Below are 25,523 nucleotides of genomic sequence, written 5' to 3' on the forward strand. Positions count from 1 at the left end.
CCGATGATTCGCCGCTTAATGGCGATGCTCACGCCGGAGCCGGTAGCGGCCGTCGGCATAGCTGTCGAACAGCCCGGCGATCGCCGGATGGTCGATCATCTCGTCGCTGTCGTCATGGACCAGGTTCTGCTGGCTGACATAGGCGATGTAATTGCTTTCGCTGTTCTCGGCGAAGAGATGATAGAAGGGCTGGTCCTTTGCAGGACGAATGTCCTCGGGAATCGCCTCATACCATTCCTCGCTGTTCGCAAAGACCGGATCGACATCAAAGATCACCCCCCGGAACTCGAACAACCGGTGCCGCACGACATCGCCAATCGCGAAGCGAGCGTGGCTGACGGGCGGGGAGATGATTCCCTGATGGGGAGCGCCGGTGACGGCGGGAATGGAAACATTCTTTTCGATCACATCGATCAATGTAGGGAAGTATCGCCGACTTGCAAGCAGGTGCTTGGCAAGCGCCGATCCTTCGTCTAATGCCCCGCCCCTATCGACTGGCAAGCGGCTCCACGGCCTCTTGCTCGCTCCTCTGCGGAGAGGTGCCGGAGTGGTCGATCGGGGCGGTCTCGAAAACCGTTGTGCCCGCAAGGGTACCGTGGGTTCGAATCCCACCCTCTCCGCCATGAGGCTTCTCGCGATCTGCGGGGTCACCCCTTCCGGTGAATGGGACAGGTTTCGTCAGGCCGCTTCGCGCCGCCGCCGCAGCAGCGCGAGCACATATATGACCAGCGCCACGCCCGCGAAGAGGAACCACTGCCCGGCATAACCGCGGTGGTTGTTGGGAATGGTTTCGATAGAAGGCGGTACGCTCGGCGACAGGCCGGGCGCCGCGCCTTCGAGAACCAGCAATAGCGGCGTCCCCCCCTTCGCGTCGCCCAGCACGCGCTTTGCCAGCACATCGTCGGGAATGAGCCGCCCGCCCGCTTCGATTCGCTGGCCGGGTGCCGGCAGGTCGGGTTTCGCGTCGATCGCGCGCCAGCCGAGGTCCACCATGATCAGCCGCCCGTCGATCAGCGCGCAGCCGACGATGTTGCGGAAGCCGGTCCGGCCGCGTCGGTCCATGCCGCCGAGCAAGGTCGGTGCGGTGGTTATCCGGCACAGGATATGCGCGCGGCGAAAGGCGACCTTGTCGGTCGAATCAGCCGGGGGCAGCCCGTAGAGCGCGGCCTCACCGGCATTGGCGCGATAGCTGGCGAGGAGCGATTCCTTCCATTCCGCACGGCGCAGCTGCCAGATCCCTAGCGCGATCATCGCGGCCACTGCAGCTCCGACGATCAGCGTCGGGATGAAGGGAAGACGGCGCATCAATCGGGCATCCGGATGCGTCCCTCACGGGCAGCATTCCTATATTCGAGCGCGAGCAGCAGCCCCTTGGCTATGCGCAGCAGCCCGATGGTGAGGATGAGGGTCAGCGGCGCCCAGAGCAGCAGGTGGAGCCAGAATGGCGGCGCGTAGGTGAGTTCCACGATGATCGCGAGCAGACTGACCAGCCCGCCAACGATCATGATCAGGAACGCCGCCGCGCCGTCACCGACGTTGAATCCGCGATAATCGAGGCCGCATGCCGGGCAGATGTCGGCGAAGCGCAGGAAGGTCGCGAACAGCCCTGGCGCCCCGCAACGGGGGCAGAGGCCGCGGATGGCCGCATCGAGCGGCGCGGGCGGCGTTGGTGCGGGGGTCTCGGGTATCGATCTGCTCCGGTCAAAAGAAAGGGCGCGGCGACAGTATATCCTGCCGCCGCGCCCCCGTCATTTCTTGCGATCGGCCCGGATCAGCCGCCGTGAACCGGCGCGCCCCAGCCGCCCCAGACATAGACGACGACGAACAGGAACAGCCATACGACGTCGACGAAATGCCAGTACCAGGCAGCCGCCTCGAAGCCGAAATGCTGCTTCGGGGTGAAGTCGCCCCGATAAGCCCGGACCAGGCAGACGATCAGGAAGATCGTGCCGATCAATACGTGGAAGCCGTGAAAGCCGGTCGCCATGTAGAAGGCTGCCGAATAGTTCAGTCCTTTGAAGCCGAACGGCGCGTGCATGTACTCATAAGCCTGGATCGAGGTGAACAGCGCACCCAGAATGATCGTCAGCCACAGACCCTTCTTCAGGCCGTCACGATCGCCGTGGATCAGGGCGTGGTGCGCCCAGGTCACAGTCGTGCCCGAGCACAGCAGGATCAGCGTGTTGAGCAGCGGGAAGTGGAAGGCGTCGATGACCTCGAGGCCCTTGGGCGGCCACACGCCCGCGGCGTGGGTGATGCTGTTCGGGCCCTCGATCAGCGAGGTTACGCCTTCCTTATATTCCAGTGCGACCGGGAAGAGCGAGAAATCGAACCAGGCCCAGAACCAGCCGACGAAGAACATCACTTCCGACGCGATGAACAGGATCATGCCGTAGCGCAGGTGCAGCTGCACGACCGGGGTATGATCACCGGCATGCGCCTCGCGGATCACGTCCGACCACCAGCTGAACATCGTGAACAGCACGCCGATCAGGCCGGCGAAGAACACATAGCCGCCGAAGGCCGCCTTATGCATCCACATGATGCCGCCCGACGCCATGGTCAGCGCCGACATCGAGCCGATCAGCGGCCAGATGCTCGGCGGTAGGATATGATAATCGTGGCTCTTGGCTCCGGCCATTTTCGTGCCCCTGATGGTCTGATGAAACGTCCCTTAACCGCCCGCCCGTCCGGAATCCACAGCGGATTTGTCGGGGAAGAAGGTGTAGGACAGGGTTATTTCGTTGAGCTGCCGTGCATCCTTGTCGTTGAGGATGGCGGGATCGACATAATAGATTACCGGCATGCGGACCGTCTCGCCGGGCTTCAGCGTCTGGCTGGTAAAGCAGAAACACTGGATCTTGGTGAAGAACGGTCCGGCCTGCTCGGGCGTGACGTTGAAGGCTGCGGTCCCGGTGATCGGGTGATCGGACAGGTTGGTCGCGGTGAAGAAGGCCATCTGCCGCGCTCCGATCGCGACCCGCGCGACGGTCTTTTCCGCGGCAAAGCGCCAAGGCAGCGCCGGCGAGACATTGGCGTCGAAGCGGACATTGACGATCTTGCCGGCGACTTCGCCAGGGGCGATGCCGGTGGCGCTACGCATTGTCGTGCCGCCGAATCCGGTGACCTGGCAGAACATCCGGTAGAGAGGCACGGCGGCGAAGCCGAGCGCCAGCATCGCCAACGCGATCAGCACGGCGATCAGCCCGACCCGCAGATTGCGGTCCTTGGGGAAGAAGGCAGTGGTCACAGCATCTTGGCGATCGAGATCGCGTAGAAGAGGATGACGAGCGCACCAAGCACCAGCGCGGTGACCACCGCGCGGGACTTCTGGCGGCGGCGGATCTCAGCCTGTTCGTCGGGGGTGAATGTCATGCCAGCACCAGCCTGTCGGCGACGAGTATGCCGAAGATGAGGAAGAGATAGAGGATCGAGAAAGCGAAGAGACGCCGCTCAGGCTTCATCTTCGCCTGCTCGCGCTCGCGGCTGAAGCCGACGCGCAGCGCCAGCAGCAGGAAGACGCCCGACAGCAGGCTCGCGCCGATCCCATAGAGCGCGCCGGTCAGGCCCATCGCCCAGGGCGCGACCGCAGCGGCGGCCATCGGCACGGTGTAGAGCATGATCTGGATACGGGTGGCGCGCTGGCCCGCGACCGCCGGAAGCATCGGCACGCCAGCGCGCGCATAGTCCGAGTTGATGAACAGCGCGAGCGCCCAAAAGTGCGGCGGCGTCCACAGGAAGACCAGCGCGAACAGCAGGACCGGCAGCGTCTCGACCCGGCCCGTCGCCGCCGCCCAGCCGATCAGCGCGGGAAAAGCCCCGGCCGCACCGCCAATGACGATGTTCTGCGGCGTCCGGCGCTTCAGCCAGATCGTGTAGACGACGACATAGAAGAGGATCGAGAGGGCAAGGATCGCTGCGGAGAGCAGGTTGACCGCCAGTCCCATCAGGATCACCGAGAAGGCGCCGAGACCGACGCCGAAGTGCAATGCCGTCTGGCGGTCCATCCGCCCGGCGGGCAGCGGCCGGTTCGCGGTGCGCGTCATCATCGCGTCGAGATCGGCTTCATACCATTGGTTCAGCGCACCTGCCGCGCCCGCGCCCAGCGCGATGCACAGGATCGCAGTGAAGCCCAGCACCGGGTTGATCGCGACCGGCGCGGCGAGCAGCCCGCACAGGCCGGTGAACACGACCAGGGTCAGCACGCGCGGCTTGGTCAGCGCGACGAAGTCGCGCCACTCGGCCGTGGCCGCGGTTGCAACGGGGTAAGCTCTACTCGCCATCATCTCTCAATCGCATTCGCCAACGGAACCGCCGCTCAGACATCGCTGTCGAAGCGGCGGCCCGGATGCGTCTACCGTTCGATCAGTGCGCGTGGTCGTCGCCGATGTGCGGCAGCTGCTCGAACTGGTGGTACGGGGGCGGGCTCGACAGCGTCCACTCCAGCGTGGTCGCGCCTTCTCCCCAGTAATTGCCCTCCGCCTTCTTGCCGGCGAACATCGACCAGAAGACGTTGATGAAGAAGAAGATCATGCTGAAGGCCATCAGCTCATAGCCATGGCTGGCCAGCAGGTTCCACTTGGCGAAGGCGTCCGGATAGTCCGGGATACGGCGCGGCATGCCGTCGAGGCCCAGGAAATGCATCGGGAAGAACAGGACGTTCACGCCAATGAAGAACAGCCAGAAGTGCACCTGGCCCAGGAACTCGTTGTACATCCGGCCGGTCATCTTGCCGAACCAGTAATAGAAGGCCGCGAACAGCGAGAAGACCGCGCCGAGCGACAGCACATAGTGGAAGTGTGCGACGACATAATAGGTGTCGTGCATATAGTTGTCGACGCCGCCGTTCGCGAGGACGACGCCGGTGACACCGCCGACCGTGAACAGGAAGATGAAGCCGATCGCCCAGAGCATCGGCGTCTTGAAGCTCATCGAGCCACCCCACATCGTCGCGATCCACGAGAAGATCTTGATGCCGGTCGGAACCGCGATGACCATCGTCGCGGCAGTGAAGTACATCTTGGTGTCGACCGACATGCCGGTGGTGAACATGTGGTGCGCCCACACGACGAAGCCGACGACGCCGATCGCGACCATGGCGTAGGCCATGCCGAGATAGCCGAACACCGGCTTTTTCGAGAAGGTCGACACGATCTGGCTGATGATGCCGAAGCCGGGCAGGATCATGATGTACACTTCGGGGTGACCGAAGAACCAGAAGAGATGCTGGTAGAGCACCGGATCGCCGCCGCCAGACGCATCATAGAAGGTCGTGCCGAAGTTGCGGTCGGTAAGCAGCATCGTGATCGCGGCGGCAAGCACCGGGAGCGCCAGCAGCAGCAGGAAGGCGGTGACCAGCACCGACCAGACGAACAGCGGCATCTTGTGCAGGGTCATGCCCGGCGCGCGCATGTTGAAGATGGTGGTGATGAAGTTGACCGCGCCGAGGATCGACGAGGCGCCCGCGAGGTGGAGCGACAGGATCGCCATGTCCACCGACGCGCCGGCCGAGCCGCTGGTCGACAGCGGGGCGTAGACCGTCCAGCCGGTGCCCGCGCCGTTGCCGGTGCCGCCGGAGAAGAAGGTCGAGCCGAGCAGCAGCGCAAAGGCCGGGATGAGCAGCCAGAAGGAGATGTTGTTCATCCGCGGGAAGGCCATGTCCGGCGCGCCGATCATGATCGGGACGAACCAGTTGCCGAAGCCGCCGATGATCGCGGGCATGACCATGAAGAACACCATGATCAGGCCGTGCGCGGTGATCAGCACGTTCCACATGTGGAGCGCGGTGTCGAAGTCGGGCGAACCGCCCATCAACACCGTCCAGGTCTGCAGATACTGGATGCCCGGGTGCGCGAGTTCTGCGCGCATCAGGCCGGAGATCGCGCCGCCGATGATGCCCGCGATGATCGCGAAGATCAGGTAGAGCGTGCCGATGTCCTTGTGGTTGGTGGACATGAACCAGCGCGCGAAGAAGGCAGGCTTGTGATCGGCGTCATGGTGACCATGAGCGTCATGCGCCTCGAAATGCGCGGGAGATGCGGTGGTGTCGGTCATCTGTCTCTGGCCTTAGTTCTGCGCGGTCGCAGGCTGGGACGTGGTGGGCGCGGCGGGCGCCGCAGTGCCGGGAACCGGAGCGTCAGCGGCAGGCGCCGCCGTCGCAGCGGCAGGGGCCGCAGCCGGAGCAGGCGCGGCAGCCGCGGCCTCACCCGGCATCTTGCCGCCCTTCGAATGGACCCATTCGGCGAACTTTTCCTTCGAGACGACCTCGACCGCGATCGGCATGAAGCCATGGCGGGCACCGCACAGTTCCGAACACTGGCCATAATAAAGGCCTTCGCGATCGGCCTTGAACCAGGTTTCGTTCAGGCGGCCTGGAACGGCGTCCATCTTCGTCCAGAAGGCGGGGACCGCCCAGCTGTGGATGACGTCGTTCGAGGTGACGATCACCTTGACCACCGAATTGACCGGAACGACGACGCGCTCGTCGACGCCGAGCAGGCGGGGCTCGCCACGCTTCTTGGCCTCGGCCTCGGGCAGCATGTTTGAAACCAGTTCAAAATCGCCGTTATCCGGATATTGATAGGTCCAGTACCACTGGTTGCCGATCACCTTGATGGTGAGATCGGGCTTCGGCTGGGCATATTGATGCGCGAGCAGCCGGATCGAGGGCACCGCGATCACCAGCAGGATGAGCACCGGGACGAGCGTCCAGATGATCTCGATCAGGGTGTTGTGCGAGGTCTTCGAGGGGACCGGGTTGGCCTTGGCGCGGAAACGAATCACCGCATAGGCCAGCAGGAGCAGAACGAAAATCGAGATGATCGTGATGATCGGCATCAGCAGCGAGTTATGGAACCACTGCGCGTCCTCACCGATCTGGGTGACCTGCGGCTGGATCTTGAAGCCGCCGGGAATCGGCTGGCCGATATCGGCCTCCGGGGCGCGGTGCTCAAATGCAGGCGCGGCAGGCGCCGCCGCCGCGGGGGCGGAAGCTTCGGCGGTTGCCGGAGCCGGAGCAGCCTCCTGAGCCTGAACTGCCAGCGGTACGGCAGCCAGCGAAAGCGCCATCATCAATGTCTTCAACGTCTTCATCTTACCCCCGTGAAGCGCGGTTGGATCCGCGCCTGCCTGATGTCGGGCCCTACGAAATCGAGCGCCTTATAGGCGTGGCTTCGCTGTGCCTCAAGCACCGCTTGGCGACGAATGCAAGCGGTTGAAGCGATTATCTCATGCGCCTATCTGGGCCGATGCTGCAAAGCGGCAGCGGGAAAGCGGGAAACGAACGATGACGGATGAAGAGGTGCTGGCCGAATTTCGGGATGCGGAAGCGCTGCTCGAAGGCCATTTCATCCTCTCGTCGGGGTTGCGCAGCCCCCGTTACCTGCAATGCGCCCGCGTGCTGATGAACCCCGCGCGGGCCGCCCGGCTCGCCGAGGCGCTTGCGCTCAAAATTCCTGACAAGATCAAGATTCAGCTCGGCGCCGTCGTCTCTCCGGCAATGGGCGGCGTGATCGCGGGGCATGAGATGGGCCGCGCGCTCGGCCTCGACGCGATGTTCGTCGAACGGCCGGAGGGCGTGTTCGGCCTGCGCCGCGGCTTCCGGCTGGAACCGGGCCAGAAGGTGCTGCTGATGGAGGACGTCGTCACCACCGGCCTGTCCTCGCGCGAAGCGATCAAGGCAGTTGAGGAAGCGGGGGGGCAGGTCATCGCCGCCGCGTCGCTGGTCGACCGGTCGAACGGCGCCGCCGACCTGGGTGTCCCCTTCTATCCGCTGATCCGGCTCGAGGTGCCGACCTATGCCGCAGATGCCCTCCCCCCCGAGTTGGCGGCGATTCCCGCGGTGAAGCCGGGCAGCCGGGCGAAAGTAGACGCATGAACGCGCTCCGCCTCGGGGTGAACATCGATCACGTCGCGACGATTCGCAACGCGCGCGGCGGGCTATATCCCGACCCGATCCGCGCAGCGGTGATCGCGAGCGAGGCCGGCGCCGATGGGATCACCGCGCATCTGCGCGAGGACCGCCGCCACATCATCGACGACGATATCGGCCGGTTGATCGGTGCGGTCGAACTGCCGGTGAACATGGAGATGGCCGCCACCGAGGAAATGGTCGCGATCGCGCTCAAGCACCGGCCGCACGCGGCCTGCATCGTCCCCGAACGGCGCGAGGAGGTCACCACCGAAGGCGGGCTCAACGCTGCAGGCCAGCACAATCACCTGAAGCCGCTGATCGCGCGGCTCGCCGATGCGGGAATTCGCGTGAGCCTGTTCATCGAGCCCGACCCGCGCCAGATCGAAGCGGCGGTGTCGCTGGGCGCGCCGGTGGTCGAGTTCCACACCGGCCGCTACGCCCATGCCGAGGGGGAAGCCCAGGCCGCCGAACTGCGCCGCATCGCCGACGCCGCCGCGCTCGCCGCCAAAAACGGTATCGAACCGCATGCAGGCCATGGCCTGACCTTCGACAATGTCATCCCGATCGCCGCGATTCCCCAGATCGCCGAGCTCAACATCGGCCACTTTCTGATCGGCGAGGCGATCTTCGAAGGGCTGGGCCCGGTCGTCCGCCGCATGCGCGCGCTGATGGACGAGGCGCGGTGAAGCCTCCCCGGCACGGGGAGGGGGACCATGCGCAGCATGGTGGAGGGGGGCTGTCTCCCCACAGCCGCCTGTGCGAAATCTCGATCCCCCTCCACCGTTTCGCGTTCCCCCTCGCCGTGCCGGGGAGGATTGAAAAATGATCATCGGGATCGGCTCCGACCTCTGTAATATAGAGCGGATCCAGAATTCGCTCGATCGCTTTGGTGATCGCTTCCTCAACCGCGTATTCACCGATGTCGAGCGCGCCAAGGCCGAGCGCCGGCCGTTCACCCGTGCCGGCACCTATGCCAAACGATTCGCCGCCAAGGAGGCTTATTCCAAAGCGGTCGGCACCGGCTTCAAGGCGGGCGTCTTCATGCGGGATATCGGCGTGGCCAATCTGCCCAGCGGGGCGCCGACGCTGGTTTTGACCGGCGGGGCCAAGGCAAGGCTTGACGCGCTGACGCCGCCGGGCCACGCCGTCGAGGTACATCTTACGATGACGGACGATCATCCCTGGGCGCAGGCGTTCGTGATCCTGTATGCGCGTCCGCTGTAAGGAGAGGATCGCGTGAGCGATCAGCCGAGTGACAATATGGACAATGCAAGCGAGTTGCCCGCCGCTCCGGCCGAAACGCCGGCCGCGCCCGTAAAAAAGGGGACCGATTGGTGGGCAGAGGCCCGCGGCATCTTCTGGCTGATCCTGGCGGTGCTCGGCTTCCACAGCTTCATCGCCAAGCCCTTCTACATCCCGTCCGAATCGATGATGCCCACGCTCATCACCGGCGATCGGCTGGTGGTGACCAAATATCCCTACGGCTGGTCCTATGTGTCGCCCAGCTTCCATATCCTGCCGTTCATCCATGGCCGGCTGCTGGGCCGCCTGCCCGAACGTGGCGACATCGTCATCCTCAAGCCGCCGCAGGCGGACACCGACTTCATCAAGCGCGTCATCGGCCTGCCCGGCGACCGCTTGGAAGTGCGCGGCGGCGTGATCGTGCTGAACGGCGTGCCCGTCAAGCGCGTGCCCGTCTCGCCCGCGATGATCCCGGTCGACGCCAACGTCCCATGCGATCAATATGACGTCGCACGTTTCCGGATCACCGGACCCGACGGCAAGCTCTACTGCGCGCTTCCCCGCTTCCGCGAAACGCTGCCCAATGGCCGCAGCTACGACACGATCGACCTGGGCTATCTGCCCGAGATCGACGACGTGCCGGCGATTACTATCCCCGCCGACCATGTCTGGGTGATGGGCGACAATCGCGACCAGTCCGCCGACAGCCGCGTGCCCGCCGACCGCAACGGCCTGGGCGGCCCGATCCCGTTCGAGAATCTCGGCGGCCGCGCGGAGTTCATCACCTTCTCGCTCGACGGCACCACCAAGCTTTGGAACCCGCTGAGCTGGTTCGAGGCGCTGCGCGGCGGACGCGCGGGCACCAGCCTGCACCCCGACCGCGAGGACCGCTGAGCCGATGGCGGGCCGCAAGCCGGAGCAGCCCGGCCCGTCCGACAGCCGTTCGCAAGCGACGGTCCTCGAACTGCACAAGGCCGCGATCTGGCTCGGTCTCGCCGCCGCTCTCGCGCTGCTGGTGCTGCTCATCGAGCCGCTGTTGCTGGTGGTCGCCGCGCTCGTCTTGGCCGCGATGCTCGATGGCGGCACCCGCCTGCTCGGCCGCATCCTGCCGATCGGACGCGGCTGGCGGTTGCTGATCACCTGCCTCGGCGTCGTCGCATTCCTGGGCTGGACCGTCTATTTCGCCGGATCGCAGATCGCCGGGCAATTCGAGGCGCTTCGCACCGTCGTTGAGACCCAGCTGACGCGAGTCTTCGACTGGGCGACAGCGCGCGGCCTGGTTCCAAAGACCAATGGCGGCCAGGCGGTCGCCAATGAGCTGATGGGATCGTTCGACCGGCTGACCAGTTGGGTCGGCAGCGCGCTTGGCGCGGTGTCGAGCATCGCGATGATCATCGTCCTCGGCCTGTTCATCGCCGCCGAACCGCGCCTCTACGAGCGCGGCTTCGCCTGGCTGCTGCCGATCGAGCGCCGCGCCGACTTCTACGCCACCTCAGAGCGGATGGGCTATACGATGCGGCGGCTGATGTTCGGCCGGCTGATCGGCATGGCGGTCGAGGGCTTCGGCACCGGCATCGCGTTGTCGCTGGCCGGTGTGCCGATGGCGGCGCTGCTCGGCCTGCTCACCGGCCTGCTCGCCTTCCTGCCCAATATCGGCTCCATCATCTCGGGGATATTGATTATCCTCGTCGGTTTCTCGGCGGGGGTCGACACCGGCATCTGGGCGATCATCATCTATGTTGTGGTGCAGGTGATCGACGGCAACATCATCGTCCCTTGGGTGGCGCGCAAATCGGTCGACCTCGCGCCGGCGCTCATTCTCGGCGCGCAGCTGTTGTTCGGAACGCTGTTCGGCATCGTCGGCCTGGCGCTCGCCGATCCGATCGTCGCGATGATCAAGGTCTTCCTGGAGGAACGCGCGAAGCGCCCGGCGGAGTAGGCCGAACCCGCGACCTGCAGGACGGTCTAGAGGCCACGCCCTCCCGGCAACAACGGGCCAAACAAAATGGGGCCGCATCGCTGCGACCCCATTCTCTCCTATCTGTTCCGGCCCGCGGCGGATCTACATCCCGCCATGGCCGCCGGGCATGCCGCCCATCGGGGCGGGCGCGATCTCCAGCAATTCGACGTCGAAGGTGATCACCGCATTTGGCGGGATGACGCCATTGCCTGCGCCATGCTCGCCATAAGCGAGGGCCGGTGGCATCCAGAAACGGTATTTCGAGCCCTTGCTCATCAGCTGAAGCCCCTCGGTCCAGCCAGGGATCGTCCCGCCGATCGGCATCGCCCGCGGCTTGCCGTCCGTCTTCGTCGAATCGAAGGTCTCGCCGCTCAGCAGTTTGCCGTCATAGTTGACCAGCACGATATCGGCGGGGCCGGGCTTCGGCCCATTACCCTCGCGCAGCACCTTGTACTGAAGCCCCGAGGGGGTTTGGACGACGCCGCCGTCCTTGGCGTTCGCGGCCAGGAACTCGTCGGGTGACATCGCCATCGCCACCTGTCCGGCGGTGCCCAGATAGGCCGCGCCGAGACCGATGGCGATTGCCGCTGCTACCCCTACCCAAAGCTTCACCAACGAACCCTTCGCGATCGGACGAAGGGGGACGGCGGTCACTTCGGACATGGGCGGCTCGCTCTCTCTGGCAATGATTATAAAACCGCCGCCCGGTGGATTCGGGCGCCGGGTTAGCCCTGTTATTTACCGGACGCCGTCGCGCTCCATGCGCTTGCGCTCGAGCTTGCGGGCGCGGCGGATCGCGGCGGCGCGCTCGCGGGCGCGCTTTTCCGACGGCTTCTCATAATGACGGCGCAGCTTCATTTCGCGATAGACACCTTCACGCTGCAGCTTCTTCTTGAGCGCGCGGAGGGCCTGATCGACATTGTTGTCGCGAACGATGATCTGCATAAAAACCAAATTCTCCAATCACTTGCGGAGCGAGCCAGCCACGCCGCCGATCCGACGGTGTCTCCAGCTTCAACGCAAAAAAGCGTGTCGTCGCGGAAAGCGATCCGCGCCGTGAAGCGCCGCCCCTACCAGCAGCCCTGTGATTCTTCAAGCGAAAGGCGGCGTTTTTTGCGCTGTGCGGATTCACGCTTCCCGGTATAACGGGCCATGACCCGGTTCACCGTCAATGGCCAGCCCATCCATTACAAGATGGACGCAGCGACGCCGCTACTATGGGCGCTACGCGACGCATCGAATCTGACTGGCACCAAATATGGCTGCGGCGCTGGGCTGTGCGGGGCGTGTACGGTCCATGTCGATGGCCAGCCGGTCCGCTCGTGCCAGGTGCCGATCGGCGCGATCGAGGGCAGCTTCGTCACCACCATCGAAGCGTTGTCCCGCGACCGCAGCCACGCCTTGCAGCAGGCTTGGGTGGCGGAGAACCTGCCCCAATGCGGTTATTGCCAGTCGGGAATGATCATGGCGGCGGCAGCGCTGCTCGGCAAGAACAGCAGCCCGAGCGATGCCGAGATCGACGCGGCGATGACCAATATCTGCCGCTGCGGCACCTATCCGCGGATTCGCCGGGCGATCCGCCGGGCCAGCCGTGTGATGGCGGGGACCGAGACGATCGCCGCCGCGCCGCCGCCTGGCATCGATCCGGCCGACGCCGCACGCGCGATCCCCGCCCTCGCGCCGGGAACGGGCGATTCACAGCCCGGCGATTGAGTCTCTATTCTTTCAATATGCTGACGATGGGGTTCAGCATCGGCTCAGTTGGCAGGGCGCAGATAGAAGGCAAGGGTGGCAGCACGCCTCCCGTTGGAGAGTATTCCGATGCGTAACCCTTCGAGGATGATGGTCGGCCTGCTGCTCGGAGCGGTGATGGTGTCACCGGTCGTGGCGCAGGCCCAGGAACGCGGGCGCGATCGCGGCGACCGTCAGTTCACCTTTCAGCGCGGCGGCCAGGAGCGCGGCGGTGCCAACCGCGGCGCGCAGGTCAATGGCGATGCGCGTGCCGCGATCGCCGAAGGGCGTGAAGCCCAGCGCGCCGTCGAGCGTCCCGCCCCCATGCCCCGGGCTGCGGACACTGGCGAAAGCCGCCGCCAGTGGCAGACGGCCGACCGTAACCGCGGCGATGACCAGGGCCGCCGCGACTGGCAGCGCAACCGCGACGATTCGAACCGCGCCGCCGACGCCGGTCGCCAGCGTGGCGACTGGAATCGCGACCGGGCCGATGGCCGGGGCGACGACCGCCGCTGGGACCGTAATCGTGATGGCGACCGTACCGTGAACCGCAGCGACCGCGAACAGCGCTGGGACCGCGACGGCAATGGCCGCGCCGACGGCAACCGCCGCTGGACCAGCGACCGCCGCGACTGGAACGGGCGCGACTGGGATCGCCGCGATAATGATCGCTGGGATCGCAACTGGCGCAACGACCGGCGCTATAGCTGGCAGGACTATCGCAACCATAACCGGCACATTTACCGCCTGCCGCGCTACCAAGCCCGTTATGGCTACAGCTATCGCCGCTGGTCGCCGGGCTATCGCTTCGATCCGTTCTTTTACAGCTCCAGCTACTGGATCAACGATCCCTTCTATTATCGCCTGCCGCCGGCCTACGGCCCCTATCGCTGGGTCCGCTATTTCGACGATGTGGTACTGGTCGACACCCGCGACGGCGAGATCATCGACATCATCTACTCCTTCTTCCTCTAAACGGGATCGGCAAGGAGAGTGGCCGAGGGGCCCGGCGGCAGCGATGCCGCCGGGCCTTTCGTTTCAGTGCGCGCGGCCACATCTGGAAAAGAAAATTTTCGACCGAATTTCCGCGGAAAAGCTTTCATTTCGCTGACGATCGCATTCCCGCAGGGTTCATGCGCGCTGTGCGAATCAGGAACCAGTGGACGCCGGAATCATTCAGGCCGCCACCATGAGATTCGAAGAGTGAAAGGAGTTACCCAATGCGTACACCGATCATCCTGTCGTTGATGGCCGCCGTTGCGGCCCCGTCGATTGCCCAGGCCCAGTCGCTGGGTGAGGCGCGCCAGAGCCAGCGCGAGGTCCGCGAGGAACGCCGCGACCTGCGTGAGGCGCAAATGTATGGCGACCGCCGCGACGTTCGCGAAGCGCGGCGCGACCTGCGCGACGCCCGTCACGAGGCCCGCGACGACTGGCGCGACTATCGCAAGGCCCATCGCGACGTCTATCGTCGCCCGGCCTATGTCGGCCCGCGCGGCTATGTCTATCGTCCGGTGACCATCGGCTATCGCTTCCAGCCGCATTATTACAGCGCGCGCTATGTGATCAGCGACCCCTATCGCTACCGCCTGCCGCGGCCGACCGGCTATAATCGCTGGGTCCGTTACGGAAACGACGCGGTGCTGGTGAATATCCGCACCGGTCGCGTGCTTGAAGTGCACAACGGCTTCTTCTGGTAAGACAGGAGAGCATTGCAGCCCCGGCGTCCTGCCCCCCGGACGCCGGGGCTCCTTGCATGTGCTGTGTTAGAGGCATAGCACAGGGGCATTCACCTTTTCAGGATGCCTCCCGACATGACCCGCACTTCCCTTATGCTCGCCACCGCCGCCGCGCTGCTGGCGATCGGCCCGCTCTCCGCCGCGCCCGCCACCGTCGCTTCGACGGTCCAGCCGTCCGCCATGGACGCCGCGCTGATCAAAATCTTCCATGACAGCGACGAGGCCTCGCTGCGCCGCAACCCGCTCAACGCCATCTATCGCGGAGATCTGCGCTATGCCGACCGGCTGGGCGACTATGTTACCGACGCTTATTATGCGGAGGAGCGCGCCGCGGGCGAAGCCGACCTTGCCGCGCTTAAGAAGATCGACCGCAACAAGCTGAGCGCCACCAATCAGATCGCCTATAACGTCTTCAAATGGCAGACCCAGCTGGCGCTGAAAGGGCTATCGCCCGAATTGCTGGCGATCACCGCGGTTCAGCCGGTCGATCACTTCTCGGGTTTCCACAACAGCTATCCCGGCTTTGCTTCGGGTGAGGGCGCTGCGCCGTTCAAGACGGTCGCCGACTATGAGAATAATCTGAAGCGGCACCGCGACTATGTCGTGATGATCGACCGCTGGATCGCCCGCTTCCGCGAGGGCATGAAATCGGGCGTGGTCGAGCCCAAGCTGGTGGTCAACAACATGATCGACCAGCTCAATCTGCAGATCGCCCAAGGCGTCGAGGGTTCCACCTTCTACGGTCCGGTGAAGAGCTTCCCCGCCGCGATTCCCGCAGCCGACCAGTCCCGGCTGCGCGCCGAGACGACGGCGGCGATCCGCGACGGCATCGTCCCCGCGCTCACCCGGCTGCGCGATTTTCTGAAGACCGAATATCTGCCCGTCGCGCGCGACAGCGTCGGGCTGGTGGGCCTCAAGGGCGGCGACAAGCTCTACGCCTATCTGATCGAATCGAACACGACGCTGCCGCTGAAGGCCGAGGACGTGCATCAGCTGGGCCTGAACGAGGTGGCGAGGATCACCGCCGAGATGGATGCAATCAAGCAGCAGGTCGGCTTCAGCGGCACGCTCGCCGACTTCTTCGTCTATCTGCGCGACGACCCCAAATTCCAGCCGGCCAGCGCGGCATGGATGCGCGACGAATATTTCCGGATCGGCAAGCGTGTCGACGCGCGCGTCCGCGAGCAATTCTCGCTGATCCCGAAGAGCCCGCTCGAGATCAAGGCGGTCGAATCCTATCGAGAAAAGACCGAGGCGGGCGGCAGCTATCAGCAGGGCACCCCCGACGGATCGCGGCCGGGCACCTTCTACTACAACACCTATGATCTGAAATCGCGGACGACGCCGGGGATGGAGACGCTCTACCTCCACGAGGCGGTCCCGGGGCATCATTTCCAGATCAGCCTTGCGCAGGAAAACGAAGCGCTGCCCGCTTTCATGCGCTTCGGCGGCAACACCGCCTTCGTCGAAGGCTGGGCGCTCTATGCCGAGACGCTGTGGAAGGATCTGGGCATGGAGACCGATCCCTATCAGCGCTTCGGCGGCCTCTCCGACGAGATGCTTCGCGCGATGCGGCTGGTGGTCGACACGGGCATCCACGCCAAAGGCTGGAGCCGCGACCAGGCGCTCGACTATATGCTGAGCCATTCCAACATCGGCCGCGCCGACGCCACCGCCGAAGTCGAACGCTACATCGCCATTCCGGGCCAGGCGCTTGCCTACAAGATCGGCGCGCTGACCATCCTCAAGGAGAAGGCGGCAGCGCAGAAGGCGCTCGGCAGCCGGTTCGACCCCCGCGCCTTCCACGCCCAGGTCCTCGACACCGGCGCACTGCCGATGACCGTGCTGGAAGCCAAGATCGACGCATGGGTCAAGGCGGCGAAATAGCCAGCCGATCCTCCCTGTCCGAAAGATGGGGAGGATCTGAGAAGCCAGGTGGCCGCGCCGCATGATACGCAACGGCGCGGCCGACAATGCGCGTCGCCGCGCATGCCAGTCCGAAAGGGGATGGACCGGATGCGAAACGCCGCGTCCGGCTTAAGGGTTTCCCCTTAGAGCAAAAATTCAGGCGAGAGCTTCAGCGATCAGCTTGCGGCTGTTGGCGATGCCGTAGAGCGCGATGAAGCTGCCCATGCGCGGCCCCTGCTCGGCGCCGAGCAGGGTTTCGTACAGCGCTTTGAACCAGTCGCGCAGCGACGCGAAGCCATAGGCCTCATCCTTGCCGATCGCATAGACCTCGTTCTGGATATCCTCTGCCGAAGCGTCGGCGGGCATTTCCGCCAGCTTGGCGTCGAGCGCGCGCAGCGCCGCCGCCTCGTTCGGCTCGGGCTTGCGGCGCTTGAGCGTCGGCGCGACGAAATCGCGGTGATAGGCGAGCGCATGGCCGATCAGCCGGTCGAGTTCGGGATATTTCTCGGCCGAGGCATCAGCGACATAATTGGCGAGATAGCCCCAGACCTGCTCCTTTGACGCGTCGCCCATCACCCCGACGAGGTTGAGCAGCAGCCCGAAGGTCACCGGCAGTTCGCCATCCGGCAGCTTGCCGCCATGGATATGGTGGACCGGGTTGCCCAGCTTCTGCTCGATCGGCTGCGCGGCATAATTACCCTTGAACTGCCAATATTCGTCGACCGCGCGGGGGATCACGCCCATGTGAAGCTGCTTGGCTTTCTTAGGCTCGCGATAGGCGTAGAAAGCGAGGCTCTCCTCGGGGCCATAGGTCAACCATTGTTCGAGGCTAAGGCCATTGCCCTTGGACTTGGAGATCTTCTCGCCCTTCTCGTCGAGGAACATCTCATAGTTGAAGCCTTCGGGCGGGCGGGCGCCGAGCTCGCGTGCGATCTTCGACGACTGAACGACCGAATCGATCAGGTCCTTGCCCGACATCTCATAATCGACGCCCAGCGCGACCCAGCGCATCGCCCAGTCGACCTTCCACTGGAGCTTGGCCTTGCCGCCGAGGATCGACTGGGTGATCGTCTCACCCTCATCCTCGAAGCGGATCAGGCCGGCGTCGGCATCGACGACCTCGACCGGAACCTGAAGGACGATGCCGCTCTTCGGGCTGACCGGCAGCACCGGCGAATAGGTCGCCTGCCGCTCCTTGCGCAGCGTCGGCAGCATGATGTCCATGATGCCCTGATAATGGCGGAGGATGCCCTTGAGCGCCTCGTCGAACTGCCCGCCTTCATAGGCTTCGGTCGACGAGCGGAAGTCGTAATCGAAGCCAAAGCGGTCGAGGAATTCGCGCAGCATCGCGTTGTTGTGATGCGCGAAGCTCTCATATTTGCCGAAGGGATCGGGAATCTTGGTCAGCGGCTTGCCGAGATGCGCGCGCAGCATCTCCTGGTTCGGAACATTGTCGGGCACCTTGCGCAGCCCGTCCATATCGTCGCTGAACGCGATCAGCCGGGTCGGGATATCCGACAGCTCCTGATAGGCCTGGCGCACCATCGTCGTGCGCAGCACTTCGTTGAAGGTGCCGATGTGCGGCAGCCCCGACGGACCATAGCCGGTCTCGAACAGGATATGCCCCTTTGCCGGCGCGCCCTTCTCATAGCGTTTCAGCAGCTTGCGCGCCTCCTCATAGGGCCAGGCCTTGGAAACGAGCGCGGCTTCGCGCAGGGCGGCAGGGGTGATGCTGTCGGACATAGGGCGTCCCTGTAGCGCGCCCTGCGTCCGAATCAACAATCGTCGCCTTCCGCCAACTCGTCATTCCCGCGAAAGCGGGAATCCATGGGCGTGCGGTCCGCAGAGCCTCGTGCTGGCCGTTACCGTGGATTCCCGCTTTCGCGGGAATGACAGCGGAGGTTGGGTGTTCCTAAATCGTTCTCCGTCACCTACATCTGCCGATAATGGATTCGTCCCTCCCTTACCCCGCACTCTACGCCACCCATGGCGGTATCTGGATCGCGTCGCCCGACGGCGAGGTACGCGGCATCGGGCGGGGCGAGGCGGCGGCGCGGGCGGCGGAGACGCCGATGATCACCCTCAATGCGGCGGTGACCGCAACACGGCTGGGGATCGCCGAATTTTCCGGGCTCGACCTGCTCGAACTGTTCGCCTTCGTCCATCCGGCGCGTTTCGCGGTGCCGACCCCCGCGGGGCTCGCCCGCGCGCTGGGTCTGACCCCACCGGTCGACGATGCGCGTGCCCCCGCCTTCCTGCTCGACGCGGCAAAGGCGCTGCTTGGGCGGATGGCTGAGCCCGAGGACTGGGCCGAACGCTCCGGCGCATGGAACAGCGCGCAGTCGCTCGGCCGGCTCGGCTGGCCCTGGGCCCGCCCGATTCGTCATGTGCTGCGCGAACCGGCGCAGGCCGAGCGCGGCCTGTTCGCGCGCCTGCCCGAATGGGACGAGGCAGGCGGCCGCCCTCCCCCACGCAATATCCAGCTGGGCGAGGCGGAAACGCTGGAGCGCCTCGCGGCGCTCACCGGTGCCAAGGCCGAGGCGCGCGAGGGGCAGAAACATTATGCCGCCTCGAATGCCCGCGCCTTCGATCCGCGGCTCGGCGAAGGCCGTCCCAATCTCGTCCTCGCAGAGGCGGGCACCGGTATCGGCAAGACGCTCGGCTATCTTGCCCCCGCCTCGCTCTGGGCCGAGCGGGCGGGTGGCGCGGTGTGGATTTCCACCTATACCAAGGCGCTCCAGCGCCAGCTCGATTTCGAGACGCGGCGGCTCTTTCCCGATCCGGCGGTGCGGCGCGAAAAGGTCGTCGTCCGCAAGGGCCGCGAAAATTATCTCTGCCTGCTCAACCTGGAAGACGCCCTTCAAGGCGGTTTCCAGAACCGCGCCGCGATCCTGGCGCAGCTCGTCGCGCGCTGGGCGATGTATAGCCGCGATGGCGACATGGTCGGCGGCGACTTGCCCGGCTGGCTGCCGACGCTGTTCCGCCGCGCGGGATCGACGGCGCTGACCGACCGGCGGGGCGAATGCGTCTATGCTGGCTGCCCACATTACCGGAAATGCTTCATCGAGCGGTCGGCGCGTGCCTCGGAAGGCGCCGACATCGTCATCGCCAATCATGCGCTAGTGATGATCCTGGCCCAGCGCCGCGCCGATGAAGGGCATCCGCTCGGCCGGATCATCTTCGACGAGGGCCATCATCTGTTCGATGCCGCCGACTCGACCTTCGCGGCGGCGCTGACCGGCCAGGAGGCGATCGAGCTGCGCCGCTGGATCATCGGCCCCGAAGCCAAGGCACGCGGGCGGCGGCGCGGCCTGTCGGCGCGTCTGTCCGATGTCGCAAGCTATGATGAGGAGGGCGCGCTGGCGATCGAGGCCGCGTCGGCGGCGGCGACGCAGCTCCCCGCCGACGGCTGGCTCGGCCGGCTGGGAGAAAACCTGCCCCTCGGCCCCGTGGAGAAGCTGCTCGCGGCGGCACGGGCCACCGTCTACGCGCGCGCCAGCGCGGTCGATGCAGGCTATGGCCTCGAAACCGATGTCGGCGAGCCAGATCCCGAACTGATCGACGCCGCGCAACCCGCCATCGAGGCGCTGGAAGCGCTGGTCCGGCCGATGGCGCGGCTGCGGCAACGGTTGACGGCGGTGATGGAAGACGGCCCCGACTGGCTCGACGGCCAGGCGCGCGCACGGATCGACGGTGCCATTGCGGGCCTCACCCAGCGCGGCCAGCTGATCGCGGCCTGGATATCGATGCTGGCGCGGCTCGGCGGGCCGATCGATCCCGACTTCGTCGACTGGCTCGCGGTCGACCGGATCGAGGGGCGCGAGATCGACATCGGCCTGCACCGTCACTGGCTCGATCCTGCCCGCCCGCTCGCCGAAACCGTGCTCAAGCCCGCGCATGGCGTGCTCGTCACCTCCGCCACGCTGCGCGACGGCGAGGACTGGACGATCGCCGAGGCCCGCAGCGGCGTCCCCTATCTCGATCACGCTCCCCGCCATGTCGCGGTGCCGAGCCCGTTCGACTATGCGAGCCATGCCGAGGTGCTGGTCGTCACCGACTTGAAGCGCGGCGATGTCGCCCAGCTCGGCCAGGCCTATCACCGGCTGATCGCTGCAGCGGGTGGCGGGACGCTGGGCCTGTTCACCGCGATCTCGCGTCTGCGTGCGGTCCACGCCCGCATCGCCGACCGGCTCGCCCGCGACGGACTGCCCCTCTATGCACAGCATGTCGATCCGATCGACACCGGCACGCTGGTCGACATCTTCCGCGACGATCCCCACGCTTCGCTGCTCGGCACCGATGCGTTGCGCGACGGCGTCGACGTACCTGGAGACTCGCTGCGGCTCGTGGTGATGGAGGGAATCCCCTGGCCCCGCCCCACGGTCCTTCACGCCGCGCGCAAGGCGGCGGGCGGCGGCAGCGTCTTCGACGACCGCATCGTACGGGCGCGGATGCGGCAGGCGTTCGGACGACTCATTCGCAGCGCCGACGACCGCGGCCATTTCGTGCTGCTCGGCGCGGCGACGCCGTCGCGCCTGCTCGACGCCTTTCCCGGCGGCGTGCCGGTGCTGCGCGTCACCCTCGACGAGGCGATCGCCCGGATCGGCGCATCCAGCGGACCCGCCCGCGCGCGTGCCGAATCCGATCAGAAGATATCCGAACCCGGCGAACCATGATCCTGGATCATCCGATGGCTGCAATTGCGACCGGGCGTCGTCATGGTCTTTCTTCCGTCGCATCTTTGGGGCATCACGAAAGCCGATGCCGCAGGAGGGCCACCTGATCGTGAAGAAGCTGATGTTGTTGCGCCACGCCAAATCGGGTTGGGATGACCCCGTGTCGCGCGATTTCGATCGGCCGTTGAACACCAAGGGTAAACGCGCCGCCCACCGCATTGGCGAATATTTGCGCGAACATCATATCGGCTTCGATCATGTCGTCGCCTCGCCCGCCGTTCGCGTCGTCGAGACGATCGAGCATCTTGCCGAAGGCACTGGGGAGACGATCGCCCCCGCCTGGGACAAGCGCGTCTATCTCGCCTCCGCAGTGTCGCTGCTCGACGTCGTCCAGGAAGCCGACGACCGCTTCGACACGCTGCTGCTCGTTGGCCACAATCCCGGGCTCGAGGATCTGGTGCTGATGATGGTGCCCGACAAGCCGGGTGACGAGGCGCGCGACCAGGTCGAGGAGAAATTCCCGACCGCGAGCGTCGCCGAGATCAGCTTCGCGGTCGATCGCTGGGAGGACATCCGTCCCAATAGCGGGACGCTGTCGCTGTTCGTGCGGCCGAGGGACCTCGATCCGGCGCTGGGGCCAGACCAGAGCTGATCGCCCCTCCCCACGCCCGACGCGAGGAGGGACCCAAGCATCAGTTGCGCAATTGGACACCGATATAGCGAGGCGGATTGTTGCCGCGCTGCGCGAAGAGCAGCACGGTTGGCCGTTTCGCCTTCTTCGCCGCGTCGATCGCCGCCGCGGCACCCTGCACCGTCGTCACCGGCACATTGTTGATCTGCAGGATAATGTCGCGCGGCTGGAAGCCGTTGGCGGCGGCGTCGCTCGATGGATCGACATAGCTGATGACCACGCCCTTGATCGTCGGCGACACGCCGAGACGGCGGGCGAGATCGGGGGTTAGCGTCTGGAAGCCGAGCCCGATCGTGTTACGGGTCGACTGATCCGGCGCGGTCTGCGCGCCATTGTCGCTGGGCGTGTCGTCGCCGTCCGCATCGCCATTGTTCGCCAGCTGATCCTCGGGCGGGCGTTCGCCCAGCGTGACCGTCAGCGTGCGCTTCTGGCCGTCACGGATCAGTTCGATCGGCATGCGCGTGCCGACCGGGGTCTTACCGACGATATAGGACAGCGTGTTGTCGGGGGTGACTTCCTGCCCGTTGACGCTGACGATCACGTCGCCCTGGCGGATGCCCGCGCGTGCCGCCGCCTCGCCGGGCTCGACCCGCGCGACGATCTCGCCGCGATCCTTGGGCAGGCCCAGGCTGGTGGCGATATCCTCGGTCATCGGCTGGATGCCGACACCCAGATAGCCCCGCTTGATCTTGTTGCCCGAGCGAAGCTGATCGATGATCGGCTTGGCTTCCTCAGCCGGTATCGCGAAGCCGATGCCGACATTGCCGCCGGTCGGCGAGAAGATCGCGGTGTTGATGCCGATGACGTTGCCCTGAAGGTCGAACATCGGCCCGCCCGAATTGCCTTGATTGATAGAGGCGTCGGTCTGGATGTAGCGATCATAGGGCCCGTTGATGCCGATCGAACGGTGCAGCGCCGAAACGATGCCCGCGGTCACGGTGCCGCCGAGGCCGAACGGATTGCCGATCGCCACTACCCAGTCGCCGACGCGGGTGCGCGTCGAATCGCCGAACTGGACGAAGGGCAGATTGCGCGCATCGATCTTGAGCAGCGCGAGATCCGACGCCTGGTCGCGGCCGACGATCGTCGCCTTATATTCCTTGCGGTCGGGCAGAGTGACGGTGATCGAGCTGACAACCGCGCCGGTACCGCCCTCGGGCGAGGCGGAGATGACGTGGTTGTTGGTGACCACATAGCCGTCTGCCGAGATGATGAAACCCGAGCCGAGCGAGGTCGCCTCGCGGGTGATCGGGCGGCCGCTATCGTCGGTGCCGCCGCCGCCGAAGCGCTTGAACAGTTCCTCAAACGGGGTGCCCGAGAAGGCATTACCGCCGCTGCGGACCTGGATCTTCTGGGTGGTGGAGATGTTGACGACCGCCGGCTGCAGCTTCGCCGCAAGATCGGCGAAGCTCAGCGGCGCGCCGGGGCGCGGCGCCATGTTGATCGCGCCAGGCGCGTTCTGCGCCACTTGCGCGCCGACAGGCTGCTGCATGACGAGGGTCGCGCCGGTACCGCCTACCAGCAGGGCCGCGGTGATCGCGTAGGCATAACGCACTTTGGCCAACTCCTTAAAACTCCTGTCCTGACTTGAGCCGAATATCCGGGCGGTTTATCTCTTCCCCGGTCTCTGAACCCCGCTTGAACGGCCCCGTTCCATCTTATGCTTATCGGCGCCCGCGGAATTCGCGCAGATATTCGTTGTTCGGCGACAATATCAGGTTCGACGTGCCGGATGCCTCGGTCCCATCGGTCCCGAAGGTGATCCGGTAAGACTGCATCGCCCGGTAGAAATCATAGAAATCCGGATCCTTGTTGAAGCTCTCGGCATAGGTCCCCGCCGCCTGGGCATCAGCCTCGGCGGTGATGATCTGCGCCTGCTTGCGCCCTTCGGCCAGGATCGAGCGGGCTTCCTGTTCGCGCGCGGTGCGCATGCGGTTGAACGCCGATTCGAGCGGGGTGCCGTCGGGCAGGTCGGCGCGCTTGATCCGCACGTCGACGATCTCCGCGCCATATTGGCGGGCGACGCGGTTCAGCCGCGCCTGGATATTGTCCATCACCTGCCCGCGCTCGGGGCTGAGCAGCGCCGCGAAAGGCCGCTTGCCGAGCTCGTTGCGCAGCGACGAACCGAGGATCGGGCGCAGCGCCTCGCTGACCCGGCGTTCGGTGCCCGCGGTGATCGCCATCTGCAGCGGATCGACGATGCGATAGCGCGCGAAGGCGTCGACTTCGAGCCGCAGCTGGTCGGTCGACAGCACCGACTGGCGCTCCATGTCGAAATCGAGCACCCGCTTGTCGATCCACCGGATCTGATCGACGAACGGGATCTTGAACAGCACGCCCGCACCGGTCTGCCCGAAATCCTCATTGGGCTTATAGGCGTTGTAGATCTTTTCGGGCTTGCCGAAGCGGACGACGAGGACCTGCTTGGTCTCCGGCACCACCGCGACCGAGCTGCTGACCACGACCACCGCGGCAATCGCGGCGATCGCCCAGCCGATGACGTTGCGGCTGGCGAATTCGTCGGACAGGCTCATTGCTGGCCTCCCTGCGCACGCGGCGGCTGGGGCAGCGGCACATAGGGCACGACGTTGGGGGCCTCGACGATCGTCTTGTCGGTCTTCGCCAACACGCGCTCCATCGTTTCATAATACATGCGGCGGCGGGTCACCTCGGGCGCCAGCTTATATTCGGCATAGACCTTGTCGAACGCCGCTGCCTCGCCCTCGGCCTTGGCGCCGAGCTGTTGAGCATAGGCGCGCGCCTCGTTCAGATAGGCCTGGGCCTGCTGCTGCGCGGCGGAGACCGACTTGAATGCCTCGACCACTGCGGTGGGCGGGTCGGCCTGCTTGATCGCGACACCCTGCACCGTGATGCCGGCGCGGTAGCTGTCGAGAATCTCCTGCATCCGCTGCTGGACGCGGCCCTCGATCTGGCTGCGCTGCGAGCCCATCGCGTCGTTGAGTGCCACCCGCGCGATCTCGGCGCGCATCGCGCTTTCGGCGACCTCGCCGACGGTATCTTCCGGATCGGCCAGTTCGTAGAGATAGAGTTCGGGGTCACGGATGTTCCAGCGCACCGAATAGGCGAGGTCGATCATGTTCTGATCGCCCGTCAGCATCAGGTTCTGGGCGTTACCGCCACCGGCGGGGATGTCCCTCACCCGGATTTCCTCGATGTCGATCTTGGTGACATGGTCGATCGGCGCGGGGAAGGAGAAGCGCATGCCGGGGCCCAGCGTGCCCGCATAGGAGCCGAGCCGGGTGATCACGCCGCGTTCCTGCGGGTCGATCCGGTGACTGCTGGTCCACAGCACCCACAACAGGAGGATGCCGCCGACCGCCCACAGGATCATGCGGCCCGCCTCGGGTTCAGGGCCGTCGCGGCCGCCAAAGCGCGCGCGGCCGCGGCGCAGCAGTTCGTCGAGCGCCGAACGGCCCGCCGGGCCACGCCCGGGCCGCCCGCGCGGCGGCTGATTCCAGGGGTTGGAGCCGTCGCCCCCGTCGCCGCCAGATCCTCCGCCACCCCAAGGCCCGCCTTCGTTGAGCAAGGGCCGCGGCGTCACCGCGCTACTGTCATTCTCGTTCATGAAAGTCATTATAGGTGCGGATCGGCGGAAAAATAGGGGGCTTTGATAAAGCCCGCCCGCGCTTTCGCGCGAAACACGGTG

Annotated in this window: 26 protein-coding genes and 1 tRNA gene; 12 read left to right on the plus strand and 15 right to left on the minus strand. The window is 65.5% G+C overall.

All coding sequences use genetic code 11. The features are described from left to right. Nucleotides 1–15: 15 nt before the first annotated feature. Nucleotides 16–408, minus strand: a complete 393-nt coding sequence (hspQ, locus tag ASE00_RS11800; protein WP_235538690.1) for a heat shock protein HspQ — start codon at nt 406–408, stop codon at nt 16–18. Between the two features lie 125 nt (nt 409–533). On the opposite strand from hspQ, the gene ASE00_RS11805 reads away from it, so the two are divergent. Continuing rightward, nucleotides 534–623 (plus strand) — tRNA-Ser (locus ASE00_RS11805). A 55-nt stretch (nt 624–678) separates the two neighbouring features. On the opposite strand, the gene ASE00_RS11810 is transcribed toward ASE00_RS11805, so the two are convergent. From ASE00_RS11810 to coxB, 8 genes are all read right to left on the minus strand, one after another. Next, nucleotides 679–1,305: an SURF1 family protein gene (locus ASE00_RS11810; protein WP_056380450.1), complete on the minus strand. Its 627-nt coding sequence runs from the start codon at nt 1,303–1,305 to the stop codon at nt 679–681. Then, nucleotides 1,305–1,730, minus strand: coding sequence for a DUF983 domain-containing protein (locus ASE00_RS11815; RefSeq protein ID WP_321164032.1), 426 nt, complete (start codon nt 1,728–1,730; stop codon nt 1,305–1,307). Before ASE00_RS11815 ends, ASE00_RS11810 begins: the two co-directional genes overlap by 1 nt. A 41-nt stretch (nt 1,731–1,771) precedes the next feature. Continuing rightward, complete coding sequence (locus ASE00_RS11820; protein ID WP_056380454.1) at nt 1,772–2,641, minus strand: cytochrome c oxidase subunit 3; 870 nt, start codon at nt 2,639–2,641, stop codon at nt 1,772–1,774. 33 nt (nt 2,642–2,674) lie between these two features. Next, on the minus strand, nt 2,675–3,178 hold the full coding sequence (locus ASE00_RS11825; RefSeq protein WP_414819854.1) for a cytochrome c oxidase assembly protein: 504 nt from the start codon (nt 3,176–3,178) through the stop codon (nt 2,675–2,677). 68 nt (nt 3,179–3,246) lie between these two features. Beyond that, entirely contained in the window at nt 3,247–3,375 is a 129-nt protein-coding gene (locus ASE00_RS24245) for a hypothetical protein (protein WP_268801354.1), read from the minus strand. Next, nucleotides 3,372–4,283, minus strand: a complete 912-nt coding sequence (locus ASE00_RS11830; RefSeq protein ID WP_056381605.1) for a heme o synthase — start codon at nt 4,281–4,283, stop codon at nt 3,372–3,374. The genes ASE00_RS24245 and ASE00_RS11830 overlap by 4 nt, the downstream gene beginning before the upstream one ends. Nucleotides 4,284–4,365: 82 nt before the next feature. Next, nucleotides 4,366–6,054 (minus strand): cytochrome c oxidase subunit I, encoded by a 1,689-nt coding sequence (gene ctaD / locus ASE00_RS11835; protein WP_056380459.1) that lies wholly within the window; start codon nt 6,052–6,054, stop codon nt 4,366–4,368. A 12-nt stretch (nt 6,055–6,066) separates the two neighbouring features. Continuing rightward, nucleotides 6,067–7,092, minus strand: a complete 1,026-nt coding sequence (gene coxB / locus ASE00_RS11840; protein ID WP_056380461.1) for a cytochrome c oxidase subunit II — start codon at nt 7,090–7,092, stop codon at nt 6,067–6,069. 193 nt (nt 7,093–7,285) lie between these two features. Here coxB and pyrE point away from each other — a divergent pair, with 193 nt between their 5' ends. The 5 genes from pyrE (at nt 7,286) to ASE00_RS11865 (ending at nt 11,093) form a co-directional block, all read left to right on the plus strand. After that, the gene (pyrE, locus tag ASE00_RS11845; protein WP_056380463.1) at nt 7,286–7,876 is read left to right on the plus strand and encodes an orotate phosphoribosyltransferase; all 591 of its coding nucleotides are present in this window, start codon (nt 7,286–7,288) and stop codon (nt 7,874–7,876) included. After that, nucleotides 7,873–8,598, plus strand: a complete 726-nt coding sequence (locus ASE00_RS11850) for a pyridoxine 5'-phosphate synthase (RefSeq protein ID WP_056380464.1) — start codon at nt 7,873–7,875, stop codon at nt 8,596–8,598. Before pyrE ends, ASE00_RS11850 begins: the two co-directional genes overlap by 4 nt. A 136-nt stretch (nt 8,599–8,734) precedes the next feature. Then, nucleotides 8,735–9,136 (plus strand): holo-ACP synthase, encoded by a 402-nt coding sequence (acpS, locus tag ASE00_RS11855; protein WP_056380467.1) that lies wholly within the window; start codon nt 8,735–8,737, stop codon nt 9,134–9,136. Between the two features lie 36 nt (nt 9,137–9,172). Continuing rightward, entirely contained in the window at nt 9,173–10,048 is an 876-nt protein-coding gene (gene lepB, locus ASE00_RS11860) for a signal peptidase I (RefSeq protein ID WP_056380469.1), read from the plus strand. 4 nt (nt 10,049–10,052) lie between these two features. After that, nucleotides 10,053–11,093, plus strand: coding sequence for an AI-2E family transporter (locus ASE00_RS11865; protein WP_056380471.1), 1,041 nt, complete (start codon nt 10,053–10,055; stop codon nt 11,091–11,093). Between the two features lie 123 nt (nt 11,094–11,216). Here the strand turns inward: ASE00_RS11865 and ASE00_RS11870 are convergent, their stop codons facing one another. Both ASE00_RS11870 and rpsU read right to left on the minus strand, forming a co-directional pair. Further along, the gene (locus ASE00_RS11870) at nt 11,217–11,777 is read right to left on the minus strand and encodes an FKBP-type peptidyl-prolyl cis-trans isomerase (RefSeq protein ID WP_056380474.1); all 561 of its coding nucleotides are present in this window, start codon (nt 11,775–11,777) and stop codon (nt 11,217–11,219) included. 75 nt (nt 11,778–11,852) lie between these two features. Further along, nucleotides 11,853–12,059, minus strand: coding sequence for a 30S ribosomal protein S21 (rpsU, locus tag ASE00_RS11875; protein WP_029548939.1), 207 nt, complete (start codon nt 12,057–12,059; stop codon nt 11,853–11,855). Nucleotides 12,060–12,266: 207 nt separating this feature from the next. Here rpsU and ASE00_RS11880 point away from each other — a divergent pair, with 207 nt between their 5' ends. The 4 genes from ASE00_RS11880 to ASE00_RS11895 all read left to right on the plus strand — a co-directional run bounded on the left by ASE00_RS11880 (nt 12,267) and on the right by ASE00_RS11895 (nt 16,468). Next, complete coding sequence (locus ASE00_RS11880; RefSeq protein WP_056380476.1) at nt 12,267–12,827, plus strand: (2Fe-2S)-binding protein; 561 nt, start codon at nt 12,267–12,269, stop codon at nt 12,825–12,827. 108 nt (nt 12,828–12,935) lie between these two features. Then, nucleotides 12,936–13,820 carry an RcnB family protein gene (locus tag ASE00_RS11885; protein ID WP_235538642.1) on the plus strand — a complete coding sequence of 295 codons (885 nt, stop codon included), beginning with the start codon at nt 12,936–12,938 and terminating at the stop codon, nt 13,818–13,820. A gap of 245 nt (nt 13,821–14,065) precedes the next feature. Continuing rightward, nucleotides 14,066–14,542, plus strand: a complete 477-nt coding sequence (locus ASE00_RS11890; protein ID WP_056380478.1) for an RcnB family protein — start codon at nt 14,066–14,068, stop codon at nt 14,540–14,542. Between the two features lie 114 nt (nt 14,543–14,656). Further along, entirely contained in the window at nt 14,657–16,468 is a 1,812-nt protein-coding gene (locus tag ASE00_RS11895; RefSeq protein ID WP_056380480.1) for a DUF885 domain-containing protein, read from the plus strand. A 177-nt stretch (nt 16,469–16,645) separates the two neighbouring features. On the opposite strand, the gene ASE00_RS11900 is transcribed toward ASE00_RS11895, so the two are convergent. Continuing rightward, entirely contained in the window at nt 16,646–18,232 is a 1,587-nt protein-coding gene (locus ASE00_RS11900; RefSeq protein ID WP_056380482.1) for a lysine--tRNA ligase, read from the minus strand. A gap of 203 nt (nt 18,233–18,435) precedes the next feature. Between ASE00_RS11900 and ASE00_RS11905 the strand changes: the two genes are divergently transcribed. Together ASE00_RS11905 and ASE00_RS11910 are read left to right on the plus strand one after the other, a co-directional pair. After that, nucleotides 18,436–21,165, plus strand: coding sequence for an ATP-dependent DNA helicase (locus ASE00_RS11905; protein WP_056380484.1), 2,730 nt, complete (start codon nt 18,436–18,438; stop codon nt 21,163–21,165). 85 nt (nt 21,166–21,250) lie between these two features. Beyond that, nucleotides 21,251–21,817, plus strand: coding sequence for a SixA phosphatase family protein (locus ASE00_RS11910; RefSeq protein ID WP_082594646.1), 567 nt, complete (start codon nt 21,251–21,253; stop codon nt 21,815–21,817). Between the two features lie 40 nt (nt 21,818–21,857). Here the strand turns inward: ASE00_RS11910 and ASE00_RS11915 are convergent, their stop codons facing one another. From ASE00_RS11915 to hflK, 3 genes are all read right to left on the minus strand, one after another. Beyond that, on the minus strand, nt 21,858–23,411 hold the full coding sequence (locus ASE00_RS11915) for a Do family serine endopeptidase (RefSeq protein WP_056381611.1): 1,554 nt from the start codon (nt 23,409–23,411) through the stop codon (nt 21,858–21,860). 109 nt (nt 23,412–23,520) lie between these two features. Next, nucleotides 23,521–24,390 (minus strand): protease modulator HflC, encoded by an 870-nt coding sequence (hflC, locus tag ASE00_RS11920; RefSeq protein WP_056380485.1) that lies wholly within the window; start codon nt 24,388–24,390, stop codon nt 23,521–23,523. Further along, nucleotides 24,387–25,442 (minus strand): FtsH protease activity modulator HflK, encoded by a 1,056-nt coding sequence (hflK, locus tag ASE00_RS11925; RefSeq protein ID WP_056381613.1) that lies wholly within the window; start codon nt 25,440–25,442, stop codon nt 24,387–24,389. The genes hflC and hflK overlap by 4 nt, the downstream gene beginning before the upstream one ends. Nucleotides 25,443–25,523: the final 81 nt, after the last annotated feature.

The sequence above is a fragment of the Sphingomonas sp. Root710 genome (genome assembly GCF_001429065.1).
Taxonomy (GTDB): domain Bacteria; phylum Pseudomonadota; class Alphaproteobacteria; order Sphingomonadales; family Sphingomonadaceae; genus Rhizorhabdus.

Excerpts from the sequence above, each read along its gene's own strand:
- ASE00_RS11820 (WP_056380454.1), bottom strand. The coding sequence starts at position 2,641 with ATGGCCGGAGCCAAGAGCCACGATTATCATATCCTACCGCCGAGCATC.
- lepB (WP_056380469.1), top strand. The coding sequence starts at position 9,173 with ATGGACAATGCAAGCGAGTTGCCCGCCGCTCCGGCCGAAACGCCGGCC.
- coxB (WP_056380461.1), bottom strand. The coding sequence starts at position 7,092 with ATGAAGACGTTGAAGACATTGATGATGGCGCTTTCGCTGGCTGCCGTA.
- ASE00_RS11900 (WP_056380482.1), bottom strand. The coding sequence starts at position 18,232 with ATGTCCGACAGCATCACCCCTGCCGCCCTGCGCGAAGCCGCGCTCGTT.
- pyrE (WP_056380463.1), top strand. The coding sequence starts at position 7,286 with ATGACGGATGAAGAGGTGCTGGCCGAATTTCGGGATGCGGAAGCGCTG.
- ASE00_RS11830 (WP_056381605.1), bottom strand. The coding sequence starts at position 4,283 with ATGGCGAGTAGAGCTTACCCCGTTGCAACCGCGGCCACGGCCGAGTGG.
- ASE00_RS11880 (WP_056380476.1), top strand. The coding sequence starts at position 12,267 with ATGACCCGGTTCACCGTCAATGGCCAGCCCATCCATTACAAGATGGAC.
- rpsU (WP_029548939.1), bottom strand. The coding sequence starts at position 12,059 with ATGCAGATCATCGTTCGCGACAACAATGTCGATCAGGCCCTCCGCGCG.
- hflC (WP_056380485.1), bottom strand. The coding sequence starts at position 24,390 with ATGAGCCTGTCCGACGAATTCGCCAGCCGCAACGTCATCGGCTGGGCG.
- ASE00_RS11870 (WP_056380474.1), bottom strand. The coding sequence starts at position 11,777 with ATGTCCGAAGTGACCGCCGTCCCCCTTCGTCCGATCGCGAAGGGTTCG.
- ASE00_RS24245 (WP_268801354.1), bottom strand. The coding sequence starts at position 3,375 with ATGACATTCACCCCCGACGAACAGGCTGAGATCCGCCGCCGCCAGAAG.
- ASE00_RS11890 (WP_056380478.1), top strand. The coding sequence starts at position 14,066 with ATGCGTACACCGATCATCCTGTCGTTGATGGCCGCCGTTGCGGCCCCG.
- ASE00_RS11810 (WP_056380450.1), bottom strand. The coding sequence starts at position 1,305 with ATGCGCCGTCTTCCCTTCATCCCGACGCTGATCGTCGGAGCTGCAGTG.
- ASE00_RS11865 (WP_056380471.1), top strand. The coding sequence starts at position 10,053 with ATGGCGGGCCGCAAGCCGGAGCAGCCCGGCCCGTCCGACAGCCGTTCG.
- hflK (WP_056381613.1), bottom strand. The coding sequence starts at position 25,442 with ATGAACGAGAATGACAGTAGCGCGGTGACGCCGCGGCCCTTGCTCAAC.
- ASE00_RS11905 (WP_056380484.1), top strand. The coding sequence starts at position 18,436 with ATGGATTCGTCCCTCCCTTACCCCGCACTCTACGCCACCCATGGCGGT.
- ASE00_RS11825 (WP_414819854.1), bottom strand. The coding sequence starts at position 3,178 with ATGCTGGCGCTCGGCTTCGCCGCCGTGCCTCTCTACCGGATGTTCTGC.
- ASE00_RS11910 (WP_082594646.1), top strand. The coding sequence starts at position 21,251 with ATGCCGCAGGAGGGCCACCTGATCGTGAAGAAGCTGATGTTGTTGCGC.
- ASE00_RS11885 (WP_235538642.1), top strand. The coding sequence starts at position 12,936 with ATGCGTAACCCTTCGAGGATGATGGTCGGCCTGCTGCTCGGAGCGGTG.
- acpS (WP_056380467.1), top strand. The coding sequence starts at position 8,735 with ATGATCATCGGGATCGGCTCCGACCTCTGTAATATAGAGCGGATCCAG.
- ctaD (WP_056380459.1), bottom strand. The coding sequence starts at position 6,054 with ATGACCGACACCACCGCATCTCCCGCGCATTTCGAGGCGCATGACGCT.
- ASE00_RS11850 (WP_056380464.1), top strand. The coding sequence starts at position 7,873 with ATGAACGCGCTCCGCCTCGGGGTGAACATCGATCACGTCGCGACGATT.
- ASE00_RS11895 (WP_056380480.1), top strand. The coding sequence starts at position 14,657 with ATGACCCGCACTTCCCTTATGCTCGCCACCGCCGCCGCGCTGCTGGCG.